Annotated in this window: 17 protein-coding genes and 1 riboswitch; of the genes, 11 read left to right on the plus strand and 6 right to left on the minus strand. The window is 42.7% G+C overall.

The annotated features are described in order from the left end of the window. Positions 1 to 486 precede the first annotated feature (486 nt). The 4 genes from REC12_RS02760 (at position 487) to REC12_RS02775 (ending at position 6394) form a co-directional block, all read left to right on the plus strand. On the plus strand, positions 487 to 3171 hold the full coding sequence (locus tag REC12_RS02760; RefSeq protein WP_308892211.1) for an ATP-binding protein: 2685 nt from the start codon (positions 487 to 489) through the stop codon (positions 3169 to 3171). A gap of 44 nt (positions 3172 to 3215) precedes the next feature. Further along, entirely contained in the window at positions 3216 to 3902 is a 687-nt protein-coding gene (locus tag REC12_RS02765) for a response regulator (RefSeq protein ID WP_308892213.1), read from the plus strand. A 34-nt stretch (positions 3903 to 3936) separates the two neighbouring features. After that, complete coding sequence (locus REC12_RS02770) at positions 3937 to 5847, plus strand: APC family permease (protein WP_308892215.1); 1911 nt, start codon at positions 3937 to 3939, stop codon at positions 5845 to 5847. Between the two features lie 331 nt (positions 5848 to 6178). After that, a complete protein-coding gene (locus REC12_RS02775) occupies positions 6179 to 6394 on the plus strand; it encodes a hypothetical protein (RefSeq protein ID WP_308892216.1) in 216 nt (71 codons plus the stop codon). A gap of 244 nt (positions 6395 to 6638) precedes the next feature. Here REC12_RS02775 and REC12_RS02780 read toward each other — a convergent pair whose 3' ends face one another. Next, positions 6639 to 8123 (minus strand): NlpC/P60 family protein, encoded by a 1485-nt coding sequence (locus tag REC12_RS02780; protein WP_374214160.1) that lies wholly within the window; start codon positions 8121 to 8123, stop codon positions 6639 to 6641. A 4-nt stretch (positions 8124 to 8127) separates the two neighbouring features. After that, a riboswitch (cyclic di-AMP (ydaO/yuaA leader) is annotated at positions 8128 to 8264 on the minus strand. 210 nt (positions 8265 to 8474) lie between these two features. On the opposite strand from REC12_RS02780, the gene REC12_RS02785 reads away from it, so the two are divergent. After that, complete coding sequence (locus tag REC12_RS02785) at positions 8475 to 8966, plus strand: DUF2179 domain-containing protein (protein ID WP_308892218.1); 492 nt, start codon at positions 8475 to 8477, stop codon at positions 8964 to 8966. Between the two features lie 20 nt (positions 8967 to 8986). On the opposite strand, the gene REC12_RS02790 is transcribed toward REC12_RS02785, so the two are convergent. The 3 genes from REC12_RS02790 to REC12_RS02800 form a co-directional block, all read right to left on the minus strand. Continuing rightward, positions 8987 to 9547, minus strand: coding sequence for a peroxiredoxin (locus REC12_RS02790; protein ID WP_308892219.1), 561 nt, complete (start codon positions 9545 to 9547; stop codon positions 8987 to 8989). Between the two features lie 175 nt (positions 9548 to 9722). Continuing rightward, positions 9723 to 11072 carry a sigma-54-dependent transcriptional regulator gene (locus tag REC12_RS02795; RefSeq protein WP_308892221.1) on the minus strand — a complete coding sequence of 450 codons (1350 nt, stop codon included), beginning with the start codon at positions 11070 to 11072 and terminating at the stop codon, positions 9723 to 9725. Then, positions 11047 to 12525 carry an ATP-binding protein gene (locus REC12_RS02800; RefSeq protein WP_308892361.1) on the minus strand — a complete coding sequence of 493 codons (1479 nt, stop codon included), beginning with the start codon at positions 12523 to 12525 and terminating at the stop codon, positions 11047 to 11049. Before REC12_RS02800 ends, REC12_RS02795 begins: the two co-directional genes overlap by 26 nt. Here REC12_RS02800 and REC12_RS02805 point away from each other — a divergent pair. Both REC12_RS02805 and REC12_RS02810 read left to right on the plus strand, forming a co-directional pair. After that, on the plus strand, positions 12491 to 12949 hold the full coding sequence (locus tag REC12_RS02805; RefSeq protein ID WP_308892374.1) for a hypothetical protein: 459 nt from the start codon (positions 12491 to 12493) through the stop codon (positions 12947 to 12949). The two genes, REC12_RS02800 and REC12_RS02805, sit on opposite strands and share 35 nt — an antisense overlap. Positions 12950 to 13005: 56 nt before the next feature. Then, entirely contained in the window at positions 13006 to 13629 is a 624-nt protein-coding gene (locus tag REC12_RS02810; protein ID WP_308892223.1) for a hypothetical protein, read from the plus strand. A gap of 329 nt (positions 13630 to 13958) precedes the next feature. Here the strand turns inward: REC12_RS02810 and REC12_RS02815 are convergent, their stop codons facing one another. Further along, entirely contained in the window at positions 13959 to 14084 is a 126-nt protein-coding gene (locus tag REC12_RS02815; protein ID WP_308892224.1) for a hypothetical protein, read from the minus strand. A gap of 242 nt (positions 14085 to 14326) precedes the next feature. Here REC12_RS02815 and REC12_RS02820 point away from each other — a divergent pair, with 242 nt between their 5' ends. Continuing rightward, on the plus strand, positions 14327 to 14755 hold the full coding sequence (locus tag REC12_RS02820) for an Hsp20/alpha crystallin family protein (protein WP_308892225.1): 429 nt from the start codon (positions 14327 to 14329) through the stop codon (positions 14753 to 14755). A 126-nt stretch (positions 14756 to 14881) separates the two neighbouring features. Here REC12_RS02820 and REC12_RS02825 read toward each other — a convergent pair whose 3' ends face one another. Next, the gene (locus REC12_RS02825; protein ID WP_308892226.1) at positions 14882 to 15598 is read right to left on the minus strand and encodes a lysophospholipid acyltransferase family protein; all 717 of its coding nucleotides are present in this window, start codon (positions 15596 to 15598) and stop codon (positions 14882 to 14884) included. 330 nt (positions 15599 to 15928) lie between these two features. Between REC12_RS02825 and REC12_RS02830 the strand changes: the two genes are divergently transcribed. The 3 genes from REC12_RS02830 to REC12_RS02840 all read left to right on the plus strand — a co-directional run bounded on the left by REC12_RS02830 (position 15929) and on the right by REC12_RS02840 (position 19665). After that, complete coding sequence (locus REC12_RS02830; RefSeq protein WP_308892228.1) at positions 15929 to 18202, plus strand: PAS domain S-box protein; 2274 nt, start codon at positions 15929 to 15931, stop codon at positions 18200 to 18202. A 162-nt stretch (positions 18203 to 18364) separates the two neighbouring features. Further along, complete coding sequence (locus REC12_RS02835) at positions 18365 to 18784, plus strand: VOC family protein (protein ID WP_308892229.1); 420 nt, start codon at positions 18365 to 18367, stop codon at positions 18782 to 18784. Positions 18785 to 18969: 185 nt separating this feature from the next. Further along, a complete protein-coding gene (locus REC12_RS02840) occupies positions 18970 to 19665 on the plus strand; it encodes an N-formylglutamate amidohydrolase (RefSeq protein ID WP_308892230.1) in 696 nt (231 codons plus the stop codon). The last annotated feature ends 43 nt before the right edge of the window (positions 19666 to 19708 follow it).

The following is a 19708-nucleotide window of genomic DNA, read 5'->3' on the forward strand; positions in this document are numbered from 1 at the left end:
GGATTTACTCCTCTATTAGTAAAGGTTTTTTTATGTTTTGAAATAAATAATTAGCTAACGGAAAGGCGGTTTCAAGGTGAAATCATCGCTTAGAAGTCCTTGTACTGCCGTGTTTTAGCATTATTAAATTAGCCCTGGCGTTTGCTGGGGCTTTTGATCAAATCAGGTTAAGCTTTTGGGAATGGGTTTCATTATAGCCTTTGTGTGCGCTAGCCATGCTGTGTTAAAAATAATAAATCTTTATGTTTTCTTTATGTTTTAGGTCTTGATATTTAGACTATTTTTATGGGGTTTTGGGCTATAATAAGGCAGCGTCGAATTAGCCCATTTTATTAAGAAATTTAGCTACCAAGAGGTTTGAAAGCATTCTAACAAATAAGAGAAGCAAACGAAAAATTAGTAAGCAGCTATGACTCCTCAACCAAGGAACAAGCGTGTGCAATGGCTAGGAATATAGGAAAATCTTAGCAAACAGGTGATTCAGAAATGACGAAAGAGAGACAAACTGACTCTCAGGAATCGCTGCCCGGCATTGAAAAGGAAGGTCAGGGGAAACTCACTGTGTTCTTGGGAGCAACCGCCGGGGTTGGTAAAACTTATTCCATGTTGGAGGCGGCTCGAGAAAGGTTAACCGAAGGTATGGACGTGATGGCAGGTTTTGTCGAAACTCACGCCCAAACAGAAACTGAAGCTTTGCTCAGTGATATTCCGGCTATTCCTGTAAAAACCCGGGAATATATGGGCAGGACATTTAAAGAAATGAACCTGGAAGCTATTTTAGAACGCCATCCACAGTTGGTTTTAGTGGATGAGTTAGCTCATACTAATATCCCGGGTTCCCGTCATACCAAACGCTATCAGGATGTTGAAGAGTTGTTGACGGCCGGTATCAACGTCTATGTTACTTTAAATATTCAGCATTTGGAAAGTTTAAATGATGTTGTGGCACAAATAACCGGAGTCAGGGTACTGGAGACAGTGCCTGATCGGGTGCTGGAAGCTGCTTCGCAAGTTCAGGTGGTAGATATTACCCCGGACGAGTTAATCCAAAGACTTGAAGAAGGCAAGGTTATTATTCAAGGGCAAGCAGCTGAGTTTATGAAAAAGTTTTTTCGTCCCGGCAATATCAATGCTTTGCGTGAAATGTCTTTACGTTACACGGCCAAACGGGTAGACAGTCAATTGGAATCTTATATGCAGACTCACGGTATTGATGGTCCTTGGCCTTCAGGAGAAAAAATAATGGTCTGTGTGAGCAGTAATCCTTTTTCTGCCCGGCTCATCCGGACGGCTAAGAGAATGGCAGCACGTCAAAATTCCGACTGGCTGGCTGTTCATGTGGCTCCGCCCGGGCAAATGCCTAAATGCGAGGCTGAAAAAAGCACTATGGCACAGAACCTCAGCATGGCCGGAAAATTAGGCGCGGAAATTGTGACTCTCCACGGAGATGATATTGTAGAAGAACTTTTGGCCTTAGCCCGCAAACGCAATGTTTCTCAAATAATCATTGGCAAGCCGGAACGTACGCGTTTCAAGGAGTTGTTGCATGGCTCTATTGTCGATAAAGTGATTCGCAACAGTCATGGAATCAGCATTCACATTATTTGCGGACGGAGAGAGGCAAACGAGCAAAAGCCTGAAAAGGTGAAAAAGGATAACGGTAGATCATTGGGCAATATTCCACTGCACAGGAAGTATTCCTATACACCGTATTTAATATCCGCCCTGATGATGGCGGTCCTGACGCTTATTGTTGCTCCCGCTGCTTCATTCCTTGGCCCTGTAAATATCTTTATGCTCTGTGTTCTTCCGGTGCTTTTCAGCGGTGCACGCTGGGGTAAATTTCCGGCGATTGTCACGGCTGGGATTGGTGTTGTAATTTTTAACTTCTTTTTTGTCCCGCCTTTTTTTACCTTGAGTGTCAGTGATTTTCGTTATGTTATTAGTTTTGTAATTTTAATCATTGTCGGCTTTGTCACCGGGACTTTATCGGCGCGTTTAAAAGACCAAATCAATTATTCCCGGCAACGTGAGGAACAGGTTACGGCCTTATACTCTCTCAGCCGGGATCTTACTGCTGTTGATAAGTTAGAACGCGTTTTGGACAGTATTGCGCGAAAAATTGCAGATACTTTAGATGGTCAGGTTGTCCTATTATTGCCCGATGAAAAAAATAAATTAGTTTTAAGTCAAAGTTCCAGTTCGGATCATTTTCTAACTGAGAGTGAGCTGGCTGTTGCCGCTTGGGTTTATGAGCGGGGTCTGAAAGCCGGCCAGGGAACTGAAACTTTAGGGTCAGCGAAGGCACTTTACTTGCCGCTGACCACCGAACAAGGAACTCAGGGAGTTTTGGGAATTTGTTTTCATCATCCCAAAGGTCAAATTGACCCCGAACAGATAAGTTTTTTGGATGCTTTTGCCGGCTTAGCGGCGATGGCGATCAATCGGATAAAGCTGGCGAGTGAAGCAAGACAGGCTCATACTTTGGCAGAATCTGAGCGTTTGCGCACAGCATTGTTTAATTCTTTGTCTCATGATTTGCGTACCCCTTTGGCCTCAATTATTGGCGCGGCTACAGGGCTGCTGGAAGATCACGATGTGGTGTACTCTCCGGATGCCCGTCAGGATTTATTGCAAACGATTCTTCAAGGGGCGGAAAGAATGAATCGCTTTGTCAATAATCTCTTAGACATGGCTCGCCTGGAAAGCGGAATGCTCAAACTAAACAAAGACTGGTGCGATATTCAAGATATCATCGGAGTGGCGGTCAACAGGTTGGAAATCGTTCTGGCCAAACGTTTGCTCGATATCGATATCCCCGTTGGCTTGCCGTTGGTTCAAGCCGATTATATTTTAATCGAACAAGTTCTCATAAATTTGCTGGACAACGCGGTTAAATATTCGGAGCCGAACAGCAAGATAACCATATCTGTTAAACAACTCTCGGCAAAATTAGAAATCTCTGTCGCCAATCGCGGGACACCTATCCCTGAAACCGACTTAAGCAAGGTCTTTGACAAGTTTTATCGCCTTAACTCGCCGCTTCAAGTCAGTGGAACAGGTCTTGGGCTGTCAATATGCAAAGGAATAGTCGAAACTCACAATGGTGAGATTTGGGCTGAGAACAATGAGCTTGGCGGTGTAACGATTATATTCAATTTGCCCTTATAATAGGGGAACTCTCCGGTAAGTTCCCGTCGAAGGAGGAGACTGGCATGGACAAGAAGGGGCAGCGAGTTTTAATCATTGATGACGAGGTCCAAATCCGCAAGTTTTTACGGGTTAGTTTGACCAGCCATGGTTATGAAGTGCGGGAGGCCGGTGCCGGGGAAGCCGGTTTAAACGAGGTTGCCTTGTTTGGTACGGACCTGGTTATTTTAGATTTAGGGTTGCCCGATATGAGTGGCATGGAAGTACTGCGAAAAATCAGGGAATGGTCCAAAGTTCCCATCATTATTCTTTCCGTGACGGAACAGGAGACTGAGAAAATAGCTGCTCTTGATCATGGAGCTGATGACTATGTAACTAAACCGTTTAGCATGGGCGAATTGCTGGCCCGGATGCGTGCTGCTTTACGTCATTCCGTGGGAGTGGAGGAAGAGGAGCCGATTTTAATTTTTGAGGATCTGCTGCTTGATTTAGCTCATCGTCAGGTTAAAGTGGGCGAAGGAGAAATTAAACTGACCCCGACGGAATATGAGCTGATGAAAAACCTGGCTCTTAATGCCGGAAAAGTTCTAACCCATAAGTTTCTTCTGCGCACGGTTTGGGGGCCGGCCTATGAAAATGACATTCAATATCTGCGCGTGTTTATAGGGCAAATTCGGCGGAAAATAGAGAGCGACCCGTCACGTCCGCGCCATATTATCACTGAGCCTGGCGTAGGATACCGCTTACTATAACATAAATGCAAATGCAAATTAGGAAGTGATTTATATGTCTTCAGCCAGCAGCAAATTAATTTGGTTAAGATTACGAACATTAATTTTTGGCCATCCTCTCTCGACCCAAAGCGCAGACAATCAGAAATTGGGTATTTTCGGAGGTATTCCTGTGTTTGGCTCTGATGTCATATCTTCTCAGGGGTATGCTCCGGATGCTATTTTGTATGTTCTGATTTTAGCAGGTGCGGCCGGCTATGGAGCAGCGATGAAAGTAACGACAGCGATTGTGCTGCTGCTGGTAAGTGTTTTGCTGCTCTACCGCCGTACGATCCAAAAATATTCGCAAGGCGGGGGATCTTATACTGTTGCCCGGGCATATTTAGGAGAAAAAATGGGCTTGCTGGCCGGAGCCAGTCTAAGTATTGACTACATTTTGACCGTTGCGGTGAGCGTCAGTTCGGCCGTAGAGAACCTCACCGGAATATTTAGCTGGCTGGGACCCAGTCCGCATAGGGTTTTAGCAGATTGTCTTATTATTTTATTTATGACTGTCGTTAACTTGCGGGGACTTAAAGAGTCGGCAAGACTATTTGCTATTCCTGTTTACACGTATATTTTTAGCATTTTCGCCTTGGTTGGCTTTGGGCTGTTCAAATATTTTTTGTATGGGATAACTCCTCTGCCGGATTCCCAGGCTATAATTGCCGCTAATACTCAGGGTTTGACCTTGTTTGTGTTTCTCCGGGCAATGGCCGCGGGGACAACTGCTTTGACAGGGACCGAGGCGGTAAGCAACGGAGTATCGGCCTTTAGGGCTCCGGCACAGAAAAAAGCCATCAACACATTGTTAATACTTGGATTTATTGTAGCCCTTGGCCTCGCGGGGCTGGTTTTTTTAGCAAGCAAATTGCAGCTGATCCCCAGTAACGACAATACCATTATAAACCAGCTTGGATTATTAATTTTTGGCAAAACAATAATCTACTACATTCTAATGGCCAGTATCGCAATTATTTTAGTTATTGCCGCCAATACGCCCTTTGTAGGTTTGCCAATTTTGTTAAGTCTGATGGCCCGGGATGGATATGCTCCCCGCTATTTCAAAAATCTTGGTGATCGCTTAGTGTATAGTGCGGGAATTTGGACATTAAGTATGATAGGTCTGATCTTAATCGTTATTTTTCAAGGGGATACCCATAGTATGTTGCCTCTCTACGCTATTGGTGTGTTTATTAGCTTTTCTCTTACCGGCTTTGGTTTAGCAAAATACTGTATTGAGACCAAGCCGAAAAATTATCACCGTGATTTAGTAATTTTCTCCTTCGGCGGAGGGATATCGTTTTTGGTGTTTATGATATTTTTGATAACTAAATTCACTGAAGGCGCTTGGATAGTAGCTATTATCATTCCCTTGCTGATGTTTTTTTTCAACTCAGTATCCAAAGTCTATAAGCAGGAAATTATCCTCATTAAGCCTACCTTAGAAGAGATTCAGAACTTTAACAAAGAAATCACAAGAATTTTCAATCGCCGTTCTAATGTAGACCTTGCGGAGTATAACAGTAAAATCGTTGTCCCGGTCTTTGATTTGAACAGAATTGTTCTGGAGGCTCTCTTATATGGCTACGAGTTGACCCCGTTAATCACGGCAGTTCACATTGCCTCGGACAAAGAGAGGGCTGAAAAATTACAAAGGCACTGGCAGCAGAGTAATATCCAAATTGAATTAGTTATTGTGGAATCACCCTATCGGGCGACCGTCCAAGACTTGCTGCAATATTTGGAGATGGTTGAGAAAGATCCCCGCTATTCCAAAGTTACTTTGGTTGTGCCTGAATTTGTTCCGCCGAAATTATGGCAGAACTTCCTGCACAATCAGACAGGTCAGTTGATGAAGCTTTTACTCTTACTCCGAAAAAATATCCTTGTGACAAGTTTGCCCTATCATCCACCAGAAAAATAATATCTTGGCGGTTGCGCAATATATATAGTATTAATTCTGAAAGACTACATTTTCAAGGATAATGTAGTCTTTCAGGTTAAAGAATGCATTGGCGTAATAGGCATAGTCTATAGTCAGTAATTTCGAAATAAAAAATTCAAGGCTAATCTTGAAATTTACTATACATAGTAGAATAATGAAGAATAGAAGGAAGTTAACTGCTGGACAGAGGTTTAAACAAATTTTCACAAGCGAAAGACCTGAAAGCAAAATAATAATTGTATGGTGAAAGTATATAAAACGTGCGGCATAAATCTGAGTATAATTTGTCATTATATTGAGGTGGTACAAAATGTACATTGCTTTCCCTATAGACGAAAAAGTCAAAGCTAGACTTGAAGCAGTATGTAAATCATTTAACGTATCTCTGGAGGAGTGGTTTGAGTCTGCCTTGAAAGCGTCCGAATTTGATGTTTTAACAAATCTCCTCAATAGTCCCAAAGATCAAATATCTTGGATGTGGGACGAGAAGATATGCCGTTTTGTCCGGCGGTCTGATGTTGACTAAGCAGTTTGTACGGACCTTGAGACTAAATTAATTAAATAGCCCTGATGAAAACCTTTTGACCGTAATTGGAGTGAACAATTTTGTAAATGTTTTAGCAAAACGTGGATGGATTAGGAGTATATGGTCGATGGTTTTTTGTTTTCTGATTTTGCTGTAGTTAATCCGGCAGGTTAACGTAAAAAGCCCCCCAAAGAGCAGCAACCGCGTGCTTTGCTGCTCTTTGGGGGGCGTTATAGGCAAATAATTAATATCGGCGCGCTCCTAAATAACGGGAAGAATAGAAGCTATCGCTGAGGCTGGATACTTCAACCCCACTGCTGGGGTTACTGGCTTGGACAAAGCGGCCTCCTCCGATATAGATGCCTACATGAGATGCACCTTGAGAATAGGTGGTGAAGAATACTAAATCGCCTGGACGCAGATCATTTTTACCGACAGGTGTTCCAGAAGCAAATTGGGCATAAGAGGTGCGGGGGAGAGATATACCGGCGTTGGCGTAAACATACTTAGTAAAGCCGGAACAGTCAAAACCACTGCGGGATGTGCCCCCGAAAACGTAGCGTGTTCCTTGTAAACTTAAGGCGCGATCTACGATGCCTGAAGAATTACCTCCGCGAGAAACGTCAAAGCTGTCGAAGGCAACAGTAATGGGCTGCCTGCCGGAGCCTTTAGCTACCACTTGGTTGACAGGAGTTTGAGTGACCTTTTCATCTAATACTTGCTTTGTTACATCGATTCCATTCTTTTGGACATAGGAATATGTAACTAATTTTGAACCGTTACTCCCTTGAGTAAGGACTTTCGTTTTGCCGTATCCTAAACTGCTGTCAGTTTTCGTGACGACATCAAAAGGAATAGCTTCCGAACCTGAATAAGTTCCTTTACTTACAACTGTAATATAGGGAGTAGAATCAACGAGCTTGATGATCTGACCAGGCTTTAGCTTGGTCTCTTTTGTTGCTCCGGGATTTCCCGCTAATACTTCATCAGTTAACATGTCATTTTTACGGGCAATAAGCCACCAGGAATCATTAGGCAACACAGTGTAATCCTTGGTTGTTATATTTCCGTCCATTAGAACTTTGAAAGCTTGGTCAGCGGTTTCCATTTGGTTGGACGAAACTTCGGCTTTTTTGACACTGATATTTTCGTCAAAGCTTATGGAAGTGACTTTGTTTTCATCACTAGGTTTGACATAATAATCCTGATACTGTTTCAAGACTTTATCAGCATCTTCTTTGGTCGGTAAAACTGCGATCACGGAATCGTTTGCCTCTAGCTCATAACCGTCAAAATAATACTTAAGATTGTCCTCTAATGCCTTTTCGTTCAAGACGGATTCCAGATAGACCGCCGGCCTGACTCTGACATTTTCGTAGGTGACAATGTCATGAGTTTTGGCAACGAGCCCGAATGACTTGCCTTGTTCTTTTAAAATTGATTCCACGAGGTTCTGCCCTGCGGCAGCATCTCGAGCCAAGCCAATCTGTTGACCATTAATCATAATCTCAGCAGCGGAAGTGGTTGTGGAAAGATAATAAGTAAGTCCGCCGGTTAAGAGGACTATAACAGACAACCTGAGGATTACTTTTGGTGACTTCCAGGATATTCCTTGTAAGTAATTGCGGGAAATTTGAACGATGAGCCTTTTTTTCTGAGTCCAATTGAAATGTTTGATTCGGGTAAGTACCACACCTTTGAAACGTAACAGAACCGGGAACAATTGCATGTTTTTCACCTTTCTCAGCAGCTTACGAGGTTAGTTGACGGATTCGGGCAGGAAGGTGTAAGCCCTTCGCGTATTATACGCGGTTCACCCCATAATAAATCCCCCGTTCCAGTAAAAATCTGGATTCAGCCTTTTTTTCCTTTCATCGACATATCATTAAGAAGTATTCGACAGGATGTTCAAATGTCCTTTATTTTTTTTTTTGTAATACCTGGTAATCAGGTTCTGTTCAAAATCAAAAAATGTAATAAAATTTAAAGGTGATCAATATACTTAGATTCTACAGTTCAGCTTAACTTGAGCGAGTGTTTGTCCAGGAGGGTAAGTGAAAAAAATAAAGGGGGTGATTTGTTGATAGTTCTAGGGGTTTTAATATTCTTTGCTAGGATCATTGACGTCTCTTTAGATACGCTGCGGGTTAAATCGATCATCAGAGGGAAAAAGCTGGTTGTCTCAACGATCGCTTTTGTCGAAATTATCGTTTATACTCTTGGAGCTTCTCAAGCCTTTAAATATGTCAGTCATCCTACGGTTTTGCTCTTTTATGCCTGTGGCTACGCTGCCGGCAATTATGTCGGGATGCTGATTGATGACAAGCTTTCAAGAGACAGTGTTTTAGCCTTAGTTGTGACTGAGCATGATGAATGGAGTTTGGCAGATACTTTAAGAGAACGCGGCTTCGGAGTTACCACGGCTAAAGGGTACGGTTTGAACGGCGCGGAAAAGGCTCAATTGAAAATCGTAGTCAAGAAAAAAAGGTTTATGGAATTAACGAAACTCATTCGTGAATTCGATCCTGCTGCCTATGTTGTGACAATGGATGTTCAAGACATTAAGAAATAATTCCCAAGGATTGCAGGAGTTTAAATTCTGCCGATTAAATTAAAATCTCTTTTAATTCCCTGTTTTCCCGGGCGCCAATCAGCCGGAATACCCAGACCGGTTGCTTGCTCATATTGAAGTCCCTGAATTACCCGGATTATTTCAGCAACATTGCGACCGACTTCAGGAGGGTAAAGAGTGACAAATTTTACTTCTCCGCCGGGTGCAATAATAAACGTGGCCCGGAAAGCGAGTCCTAATTCTTCCCGGAGAACTCCGTATTGCAGCGAGATGTGGTGCGAGCGATCGGACAGCAGGGGGTACTGAATTGTTCTTGCCGACGGAGAAACTTCAGCAAAAACCTTATGGGAAAAGATACTATCCGTACTGACAGCCAGGACTTTGACTCCTAATTGCTCCAACAAATGGTGATGGGATGCCACGGCCCCCAATTCTGTCGGTCAGACAAAGGTGAAGTCACTGGCATAAAAAAATAGGATAATCCAGTCCTGGAAATAACTGCTTAATTGAACAGTGATTTTGTTTCCTAAGTAAAAAGCATCGGCAGAAAAATCAGGGGCCATCATTGTAGGCTTAATCATTTTAGCTCCTCCTCAAGTCAATTTCTAAAACTAAACTACGCAAAACTGCTCGATTATGACAATCGTTTCCTAAAGTTTTGTATGGTAAGTCCAGCTTAGAAGTTCAGCATAGGGGAGAGTTAAATCAATTAAACAGCGCCCTTTTTTCAAATTTTGAAAAAAGGGCGCTTGTGCCTTATTGCAGCTTTATGCCGTATTTTTGCAGCCGGTAGAGCAGGGTTGGCCGGGTTATGCCCAGATATTTGGCGACTTTAGTCTGGTTATAATTGTGCTTTTCCAAGGCCTGAATGATCAGGTGTTTCTCCAGTTCCCCCAAAGAGAAGCCGCTTTCGGTCAAATTTATTTCCGGTGTTAATGTCTTTTCCGGGTTGTCCTGCAATTCTTTGGGAAAGTGAACCGACTGAATTTCAGCGCCCTGACAGACGATCAGCGCTCTTTCAATGGCATTCTGCAGCTCGCGTATGTTTCCGGGCCAGTTATAGCGTGTTAAAGTTTTCATCGCTTCTGAGGAGATTTTTCTGCTCTTGGAGGGGTCAAATTTCTCCAGGAAATGGTTGACCAAAAGTGGGATATCCTCTTTCCTGGAGCGAAGAGGCGGCATTATAATGTGCATGACATTTAAGCGGTAGTAGAGATCTTCTCTGAAGGTTCCCTGGGAAATAGCTGTGGCTAAATCTCTGTTGGTAGTGGCAATGACCCGCACGTCAACATGGATCGTTTCAGTTCCGCCTACTCGTTCAAAACACCTTTCTTGTAAGACCCGCAACAACTTCACTTGCATACTGATAGGCATTTCCCCAATTTCATCGAGGAGAATCGTGCCTTTATCGGCAATTTCAAAACGGCCTTTTTTCCTGGAGGCTGCGCCTGTGAAGGCTCCTTTTTCATGACCAAATAATTCGCTTTCTAATAAGTGTTCCGGAAGGGCGGCGCAGTTCAGGGCTATAAAAGGTTTATCGGAGCGGCCGCTGGCTTTATGTATTTCCACGGCGGCGACTTCTTTCCCCGTTCCGCTTTCTCCTGTTATTAATACGGTGGTACCGGTTTTCGCGACCTGTTGAATTAAGAGATTGACTTCTTTAATGGCATCACTCTGGCCGATGGTTTTTCCATATTTCTTCCCCAATTCCTGGCGCAAGAAGTTAACTTGGCTTTCTAAATTAGAGAGGTGCAAAGCTTGTTTAACCTGCGCCTTTATTTCTTCGAGTTTGAAAGGTTTGGTAATATAATCGGCAGCGCCAATTTTCATGGCTTCAATGGCAGTGTCAATAGTTCCGTGAGCGGTAATCATAATGACGGGCGTATTAGGGTTTACAGCCTTTAAAGCCTTTAAGACCTCGATACCGTCAATGTCAGGCATCTTCAAATCCAGAATGACCAGGGAAGGATCGTTCTCTTCAGCCAATTTAATACCTAGTAAACCTCTCGTGGCAGTAATTACTTGATATCCTTCATGACTGAGTGCTCTTTCCAGGGCCCAGCACATTCTTTCTTCATCATCAATGACCAGAATTTTTGGTGTCAAGTAAATCACTCCTGTCGTAAAATTGTGGGATTACAGGCAGGCTGATATTGAACGTAGCACCTTTGCCGAGGTCGCTGTCGACTTCAATCGTTCCGCCATGCAATTGAATGCTTTGATATGATATGGATAATCCCAGGCCGGTGCCGGTTGTTTTGGTCGTATAAAAGGGATCGAATATTTTGAGTGTATCCGCTGCGGGGATACCTTCGCCGCTGTCTGAGAAACCAATCTGTATCAGGCTGGCCTCTTCTCTGGTGGTTATTTCTAAGGTCCCGCCATCAGGCATTGCTTCTGCGGCGTTGACGATGATGTTTACAAAAACCTGTTTCAGCTTTTCAGTATCTGCTAAAATCTTGGAAAGGTTACTGTCAAGATCTAAAACGACGGTTATTTTTTGTCTGCGCAGCATCGCCGCCGAAAAAGAGAGGACTCCTGTGATCAGGTCATTGACCGAACACTCTTTTATGGAAACTTTTGTGGGCCGCCCAAAATCAAGAAGTTCCTGAATTTCTAAATCCTGACGATCGATCTGTTCCTCGATGGCCCTGGTGAATTCTTCGATGCCGCTCACCTGAGAGTACTCTTGTTTCATAAGTTCTACCAAGGTTTTAATGATAGCGATAGGATTGCGCAATTCATGCGCCACACCGGTCGCCAAACGACCAAGGGCTATCAAGTGTTCAGATTGCCGCAGTTGGTCTTCCAAGCGTTCTTTTTCTGTGAGACCTACCGCCAAACGGTTAACGGCTTGGGCTACTTGCCCCAATTCGCCCGGCATGTCAGGCAATAGCTGGTGGATATCTTTTTCCATATTGTTTAAACCTTGTTTTAAGCGGTCGACCCCGGTGGTCAGGCTTCTGATGATGATAAGGGCCCCGATCATAACAATCGCCAAAACAGCGAGGGTAAAATATCTTAAAAGTTTGCCAAAGTAACTGCTTTGAGAGAAAAAAGGATTAAGCCGCTCCTCTACCCACATTACGGCGACAACTTTCTTATTTAAGACAACAGGGGATATGTACTCCACAACTTGGTCGTTCCAGGAACCTGAGATCCGAAAGAGCGGTTCATTGCTTGCCTCCGTGGCAATCAGCCCGGGCTTGGTGCTGGCGAATATTTCCTTTTCTCTCTCCGCTTCTTCCGCTTGCGAGAGGTTGCGATAGTTATGCAAAAAACCAAGAACCGTAATTTTCTCAGTCTGAGGAATATATAGTCCGAAACGAATCCCCGAATTTGCTTGGACCTGGGGTTCAACAACCCGGGTAAATTCGTTTTGCAGCAAGGTGGAGGAGATTTCGCTTGCTTCCCCTTGAGATTCAAGATTCTTGGAGAAATCATTATTAATGCTTTTGACCAAAGCCTCCAGTCGTTGTTCCTTATCCAGGAAAATGACTTCATCAGTGCGGGAAACAAAGAAAATGTCATACATCAAAGCTACCAAAGGCAAAAGCATAATTACAGCGATAATAATCACTAATTGGTTAGTCAGGCTTTTGCCTTTAAAAAAAGAAAATGCTTTATTTTTTTTCAGCTCAATCACCTCTAGCTTGCCAAACTGTAGTATATGCTACAAATCTCGGAGAGGACCTGCATTTTTTAAAAAAGCTTTTATTTTTCGGGAAGCGGCTTTCAGCCGCCATATGGCCTATTTACGTTTAATTGAAGTTTATCTGAGTGTAGCATTTGCTACACTTTTTGTAGTACCGCTAAAGCTAACTTGGTGCAATGGTTTTTTGCTTTTAGCGCCGGCCTGGGCCAAAAGCCTGTGGCAGGCCGGTTTCCTCGTTTGGCTGCCTGTGATTTTTGATATCAGGTTTTTGAAAAAATGTTGGCACGCTCTTTGCTATGTAAAATTATATCACAATAAAAGTGATTAACCTCATTTTTTAAGCCTCACTGTGATGAATGAATACTATTGAGAGGTGGAATTTGTTTGTCTAGCTTAGTACTCCCCAGCTATTCACCATTGGTTGAGACAGTAAAGACAGAAGCGGGAGACAGATCTTCTCAGATTTGGCTTTTAGTTAACCCTAAATATCCTGCTGTCTGCCGGGATATTTGGATTCCCATTTTAGAGGTCATTCAGGACAAAGTTTACCGTCAACTTCACAAGAGGATTGATACCAAACGTATTTTTATAAAAAATGCAGTTAGTGATATCGGGACCGTTTCCAGGCTTTCCAACTTATGCTCAGCTGAAATTGCTGAGGAAATTGCAATCTTAAGAAAAAGCATTCTTAAACATCAGCCTAAAATTCTAGTTACCTTTGGCCCGGTGACCTATGAGCTTGTCAGGCGGATGCTCGAAATAAATCAGGAAGGGCCAAAATACTGGAATACTGTCGATTTGGAAAATGAATTTGAACGCTCCATGGCCGACTTTGATATAAACCGAACGAATAAAATTCCTCTGCCGCGCCGTGTTATGGTACAAGGTAAATTTATAGACGAGGGTAATGATTTCTGGGAAGACTGCGATAATTATTTTGCTGAGATTGGAACAAAAATCGCCGCTAGAATCATGGAAAATAAGGACAGTCTTAACATTTGGATATGATTCGAACTCTGTAATTGAAAACGGCCTACTCAGGTTCCGCGGGCGCATAACAAAAAGGCAGCCATTTCGGACTGCCCTTTTCTAAAGCACAAAGACATAGTAGGGTTTGAACTGTCAATTTGTCGCAGTTTGATTTTGCTAAAGATGACGCTTCAAATGTTGCTGCAAATACTAAGAACGCTAGAAAATAACTCCCAAGGCAATGAGAATTAAAATTGCGATTGCAATAATTCCTGCACCTACACAACTGCCGGTGCCTCCGCCTCCGCCATAACCATAACCCATTCCGTACATCGATTTTCCTCCTTGAATAATATTTAAATTTTAAGCTAGAATACGATTCCTAAAGCGATTAGCAATAAGATAATTACAACGACGATTGCTATGCCTGCTCCGACGCCTGTGCCAACACCTGTTCCGCAAGCACCGTCAACACCACCTGCTCCAAATGCCATGAAAGTTGCCCTCCTTTCTTTAGATAGTACACTATATGTCAGACGAGGAAATAATGACATAAATTTCCATATAAAACCTCTGCTTGTCAAATGCCTGACTGCGGCTCAGCTTAATTTTTCTCCGCAAATCAAATTCGGTTTGCCGGTGAGAATGAAGTTTTAACCTCGTTAGCGGTACCTTTAATAAATTTTAAAAAATATGCCATACTATTTGAGAAAAAATATCAGCGAGGTGAGATAGTATGGCTTTAATTCCTTATGAACCATTTCGGCTATTTGATCCCTTATGGAACGATATGGACAGAATGTTTATGCGCCGCGGGAAAGAGGATGTCTCAGAATGGCTATACCGGGTCGATGTTGAAGAAACACCCTCCAAAATTATTGTTACGGCTGAAATTCCCGGTATTGATAAAAAAGAAGATTTGAATATTCAAGTCGACGAAAATGTTTTAACGATACATGGAGAAATCAAACGGGTTCAAGCGGATGAAAGCCGGTCTACGAGGCATTCTGAGCGGTACTATGGTGCTTTTTCCCGTAAAATAACCCTTCCGGCTCTTGTAAAAACAGATGGAGCCCATGCCAGTTATCGCAACGGAGTTTTGGAATTAAGTTTCTTAAAGGATCAGCACCCTGCAGCCCGGCGAATTGATGTTGACTTTAGTTAGATTATAATCAGAGGTTGTTTTGGAAACTTCAACCTCTTTAAATTGCGGGCTTAGAGCAACTAAAAAGCATCCTCTTTTCACTGGCCAGGTGAGGAGAGGATGCTTAGTTATAATGATTGAAAATAATTAACTGGCTAAACCTTGTTCAATTCTTTGCAAGACTTTTTCCGGCAGTTCGCTGGCTTGTTCTTTAGTAAGGCCAAAGGTTAAGATGGGGTCTGAAATAATAATTTCAACGTGAGCCGGTTTAATAATAAAGCGATTTTGTTCCATGATTTTATAAGAACCGCGAATCGTGACCGGCACAATGGGAACACCGGCTTTTAAGCCTAACTTTAAGCTTCCGGGCTTAAATTCTCCTAAAGCTTCACCTTTGCTCCTCGTGCCTTCAGGAAAAATTACCATGGAATATCCCTTCTTCAGATGATCTGCGGCTTGGTTTATAACCTTTAAAGACTGCCTGATATCAGAACGATCCATAAAAACACACTGCATGTGAGTCATCCATGTGCGAATAAAAGGTATCTTGAGGAGTTCGATTTTGGCGATAAAGGCTTTAGGTTTGTTTATGTACCCCAGAAGTAAAGGAATGTCAAAGTTTCCTTGGTGATTACTGACAAAAAGTACGGGACCTGGGGGGATTTTTTCTTCTCCTGTTATGGTAACCTTAACTCCTGCAAACTTTAACAAGGAACGGGCCCAATTCCTGGAGATTTGAGCGGTAAGTCTGTCGCGTTCGCTAAGATGTCCTTTTTTGGCCAGATGGTTGATTCTCAAGAGAGAAGGTTCTATGGCAAGAAGATAAAGCCCAAAATAGATAAACCAAAGAATTGTGCGGATCATTGTTTATTCTCCTTATTGTTGGAAACTTCCGTACCAAACTGTTTTTCAATCCAGTGTGATTCGCCCGGTATTTGTAACTCCCGATGATTTTTCCCCAATCAGCACCCTTTTGACGGCTATCCATTATTATAACAGAAACGAGCCTAGATAGGGAATTCAGGCCGCAATTTTAAAAGTCTTAATTTGTAGTTCGCCAAAGACGCAGGCCGCTACCTTGCTTTTGCAGGTATCAGCCTGCTTTATTTACTTGGGACGGGGCGTCGTTGTAGGATATGGAAAAATAGACTGCTATGTCATATAATAGGTGTGTCATACGAAAGAGGGGTTGACATGCAGAACTTTTTGCTTCATATAGCTTACTTAATTGTTCTTGTGATTTTATTTCTTGCTTTCAGCCATATTTATAAACAAAAAAATAAAGAGCTTAAGTCTTTAAATGCTCAATTGCAATTAAGGAGTACTTATTTTGATGAGATTTTTAAAAATTCTCAGGATGGCATTTTAATCATAGATTATGAGGGAAAGGTTATTAAGACTAATAAGTCGTTCCAGAGGATTTTTCAGTATAAAAATACAGAGATTGCCGGCTTAAACGTTGGCGGTATTCTTATCGACGCGGACAATCAGGAATCCCTTAAAATTTACGAAAAGGTCATGCAAGGGCAGACAGTGACCGCAGAAACATCACGCTTTAAAAAGGATGGTTCGGTTGTAGAGGTTAAATTATTGGCCTTTCCTATTAAGCTTGAGACTAATAAAAATGGAATATGTGTAATCTATAAGGATATTGCTTATGAAAAAAGCTCGATGAAGGCCCTGGAATTACAGAAAATATATTTTCGCAAGCTGTTTGAAAATTCTCCTGAGGCGATTTGCATTCTGGATACGGAAGACAAGTTCATAGATGTCAATGCTGCTTTTGAAAAGGTATTTGGCTATGCTAAAGAAGAACTGCTTAATTGTTCTATTAATAATAAAATCGTGGCGCCTGAGTTTATCTCTGAGGCAACCGAGCTTTCAGAAAATGTCATAAAAGGAAATATTATTGAATACGAAACTCTCAGATCCCGGAAAAACGGAAGTTTTGTTAACGTGCATATTCTGGGCTATCCTTTAATTTTTGAAGATAGACGCATTGGCGTATTTGGCATATACAAAGATATTACGGAACAGAAACGGGCGGAAGAGGCCCTGAAAGCCAGTGAGTTAACCTTTAGGACACTTTTTGAAGGTTCGTCAGATGCTATTTTGATTTTGGACGACAATAAATTTGTGGACTGCAATCCTGCGACTTTGGAACTACTCGGGTATGATTCCAAGGAGAACATTATAGGCAAAAGCCTGTGGGAACTTTCGCCACAGTTTCAGGCCAAAGACATATCCTCGCAAGAGAAAGCTTTGGACATCATTAAGACAGTTCAGAAAAATAAAAAATTCGAGTGGCTATTGCGGAAAAATGATGGCACGTTAGTGCCTGTTGAGGTAATGCTAACCTCGATATTGCTTAATGAAAAAAGGGTCTTTCACGTGCTGTGGCGAGATATCAGTGAACGAAAAGAACTGGAACAAAGACTTGAATACCTAAGTTATCATGATTTTCTCACCGGTTTATATAACCGGCGGTTTTTTGAAGAAGAGCTTAAACGTCTGGACGTTAAGAGAAATTATCCCTTAACTGTCGTTGTGGCGGATGTCAACGGGCTGAAGCTGGTCAATGATTCATTTGGACACAGTATGGGCGATAAACTTTTAAAGACGGTAGCCGAGGTAATGAAAAGCGCCTGCCGGGCGGATGATATTATCGCCAGGCTTGGCGGAGATGAATTCGTTCTTCTTCTGCCGAAAACAAAGATCAGTAAAACTGACCAAATTCTCCAGAGAATCAAAACCTTAGCTGCTCAGGAAAAAGTCGGTTCCATTGATTTATCCGTTTCCTTTGGCTATGAAACGAAAAACCATGAAGGAGAAAATATTCAGGAAATCCTCAAAAAGGCTGAAGACTATATGTATAAGAAGAAGCTTTTCGAAAGCCCGAGTATGAGAGGAAAAACTATTAATGCCATCATTAGTACCCTTCATGAAAAAAACAAAAGAGAAGAGCAGCATTCGCATAGGGTATCGGCCCTTAGTAAACGAATTGGTGAAGCCTTAAGTCTTTCTGAAGGACAAATCGAAGAATTGAAAACTGTCGGCTTACTTCATGATATCGGCAAGATTGCCATTGAAGAAACTATCCTGAATAAGCCTGGCAAATTAACGGAAGAAGAGTGGGAAGAAATTAAAAGACATCCGGAGATAGGTTACCGGATTCTAAGCACGGTTAATGATATGTCCGAGATGGCGGACTATGTCCTGGCGCACCATGAGCGGTGGGATGGCAAAGGATATCCCAAAGGCTTAAGGGGAATAGCAATCCCTCTTCAAGCGCGGATCATTGCCATAGCGGATACCTATGATGCCATAACCAGCGAACGGAGTTATCGTCAAGCTTTGCCCGAAAAGGTTGCTTTTGAAGAATTAAGAAATAATGCCGGGATACAGTTTGATCCTGATCTGGTAGAAGTGTTCCTGAATAAGGTGCTGGACCAAGCACAGGCAGTTTAACAAGTCAAATCACAAAAATTATGAATAGAGAGTTGCCGTGTTCCTTGGGTTTGGAAGATTATGCATGAAAGTGTCGTATTTTGCCTGAATTTAAACCTTACGCTATAATTAGGGATGGAAGCAGTAAAACTTAAAAAAACTCCGGAGAAAGAAGGGTTTTCGATGAGTGACTGGTTGGTCCCGTACATAATGTTTAAAGGAAATTGTGAAGCAGCGGTAATGTTTTATCAAAAAGTGCTGGGGGGAGAAAGCGTTATTATGCGCTTTGGGGACATGCCGCCCAATCCTGCCTACCCAGTTCCTGAAGAACACAAGAAGCTCGTAATGCATGCTGAACTAAGAAAAGATGGTCATATCCTGCGTTTTTCAGATTACATTACGGACTCTGCCTTTGTTCCGGGCAACAACATTTCCTTTTCTTTAGAGTTCGATACCAAGGAAGAAACAAAAGCAACCTTTGCCGCCTTGGCGGAAGGCGGAACCATAGAGATGGAATTGCAGGAAACCTTTTTCAGCCCCTTGTATGGCAAATTTACGGATAAATTTGGGGTAATGTGGCAATTAAGTTGCCGGCCTCATTAATTTGTATGAAAAACAAGCCTTGATTTTTCAAAATGCTGGAGATTAGAAATAGGATTTAGACGGGATTTCGAATTTTGAAAAGAGGTTGTAGCACACTGGAGACCTTGCGCAGCTGTGATACAACCTCTTTTTAAAACCAGAAGTAAGTAAGCTGATTTTGAATTTTGGCTGGGGAGGATGACCTTTTGAGCAGCCCGGAAACTGTTGTGCAGGACTTCAGTCGTGCCCGTATTCATGAAGAAGCGGTGAATGTGGAGCGAGTATATTTTTACAAAACGGACAAACGTGTCAACCCTAAGCAAGAGGAGCCTTTTCTGGTACTTCAGGGCAAGCTGCCTCTGCTGCTGTCGGCTCCTCATGCGGTGCGGCACTATAGGCAAAAGAAGATTATTGTCTCTGACCAATTCACTGGTTCCATCGTCTTTCTTCTAAACCAATTAGTAGGAGCACAGGGGATCGCGGTAACCAAGCTTTATGGCGGCGACCCTAACTTTGATTACCCTTGCCTCTATAAAGAGAGGCTGGCCGATCTTTGCCGTAAGGAAAAGGTGAAATTTATTCTGGACATCCATGGCGCCCCCCGGGAGCGGGAATTTGATGCGGACTTGGGTACTTGCGGAGGAAAAACTCTGTTGGGTCAAACAAGGGTGTTGGAAACCTTGGCTCATCAATTTCAGAGCTTTGGTTTTAAAAAGATTTCTCATGATCGTTCCTTGCCCCCAGGTTCCAACACGATCACGGGTTATGCGGCCAGGGAACTGGGAATACCGGCGGTCCAAATAGAGATCAATAAACAATACAGGGTTCCGGCGCAAAACCCTCAAGGCTTTCAGCGTTTAATGGGCGCCTTAAGGGAAAGCATCAAAAGCTTAACCCAGTAGCGGGTTGAAAAGATGGCGGCAAATTTGAACGTTTCATTTGACA

The organism is Candidatus Desulfosporosinus nitrosoreducens (assembly GCF_030954495.1).
Classification (GTDB): domain Bacteria; phylum Bacillota; class Desulfitobacteriia; order Desulfitobacteriales; family Desulfitobacteriaceae; genus Desulfosporosinus; species Desulfosporosinus nitrosoreducens.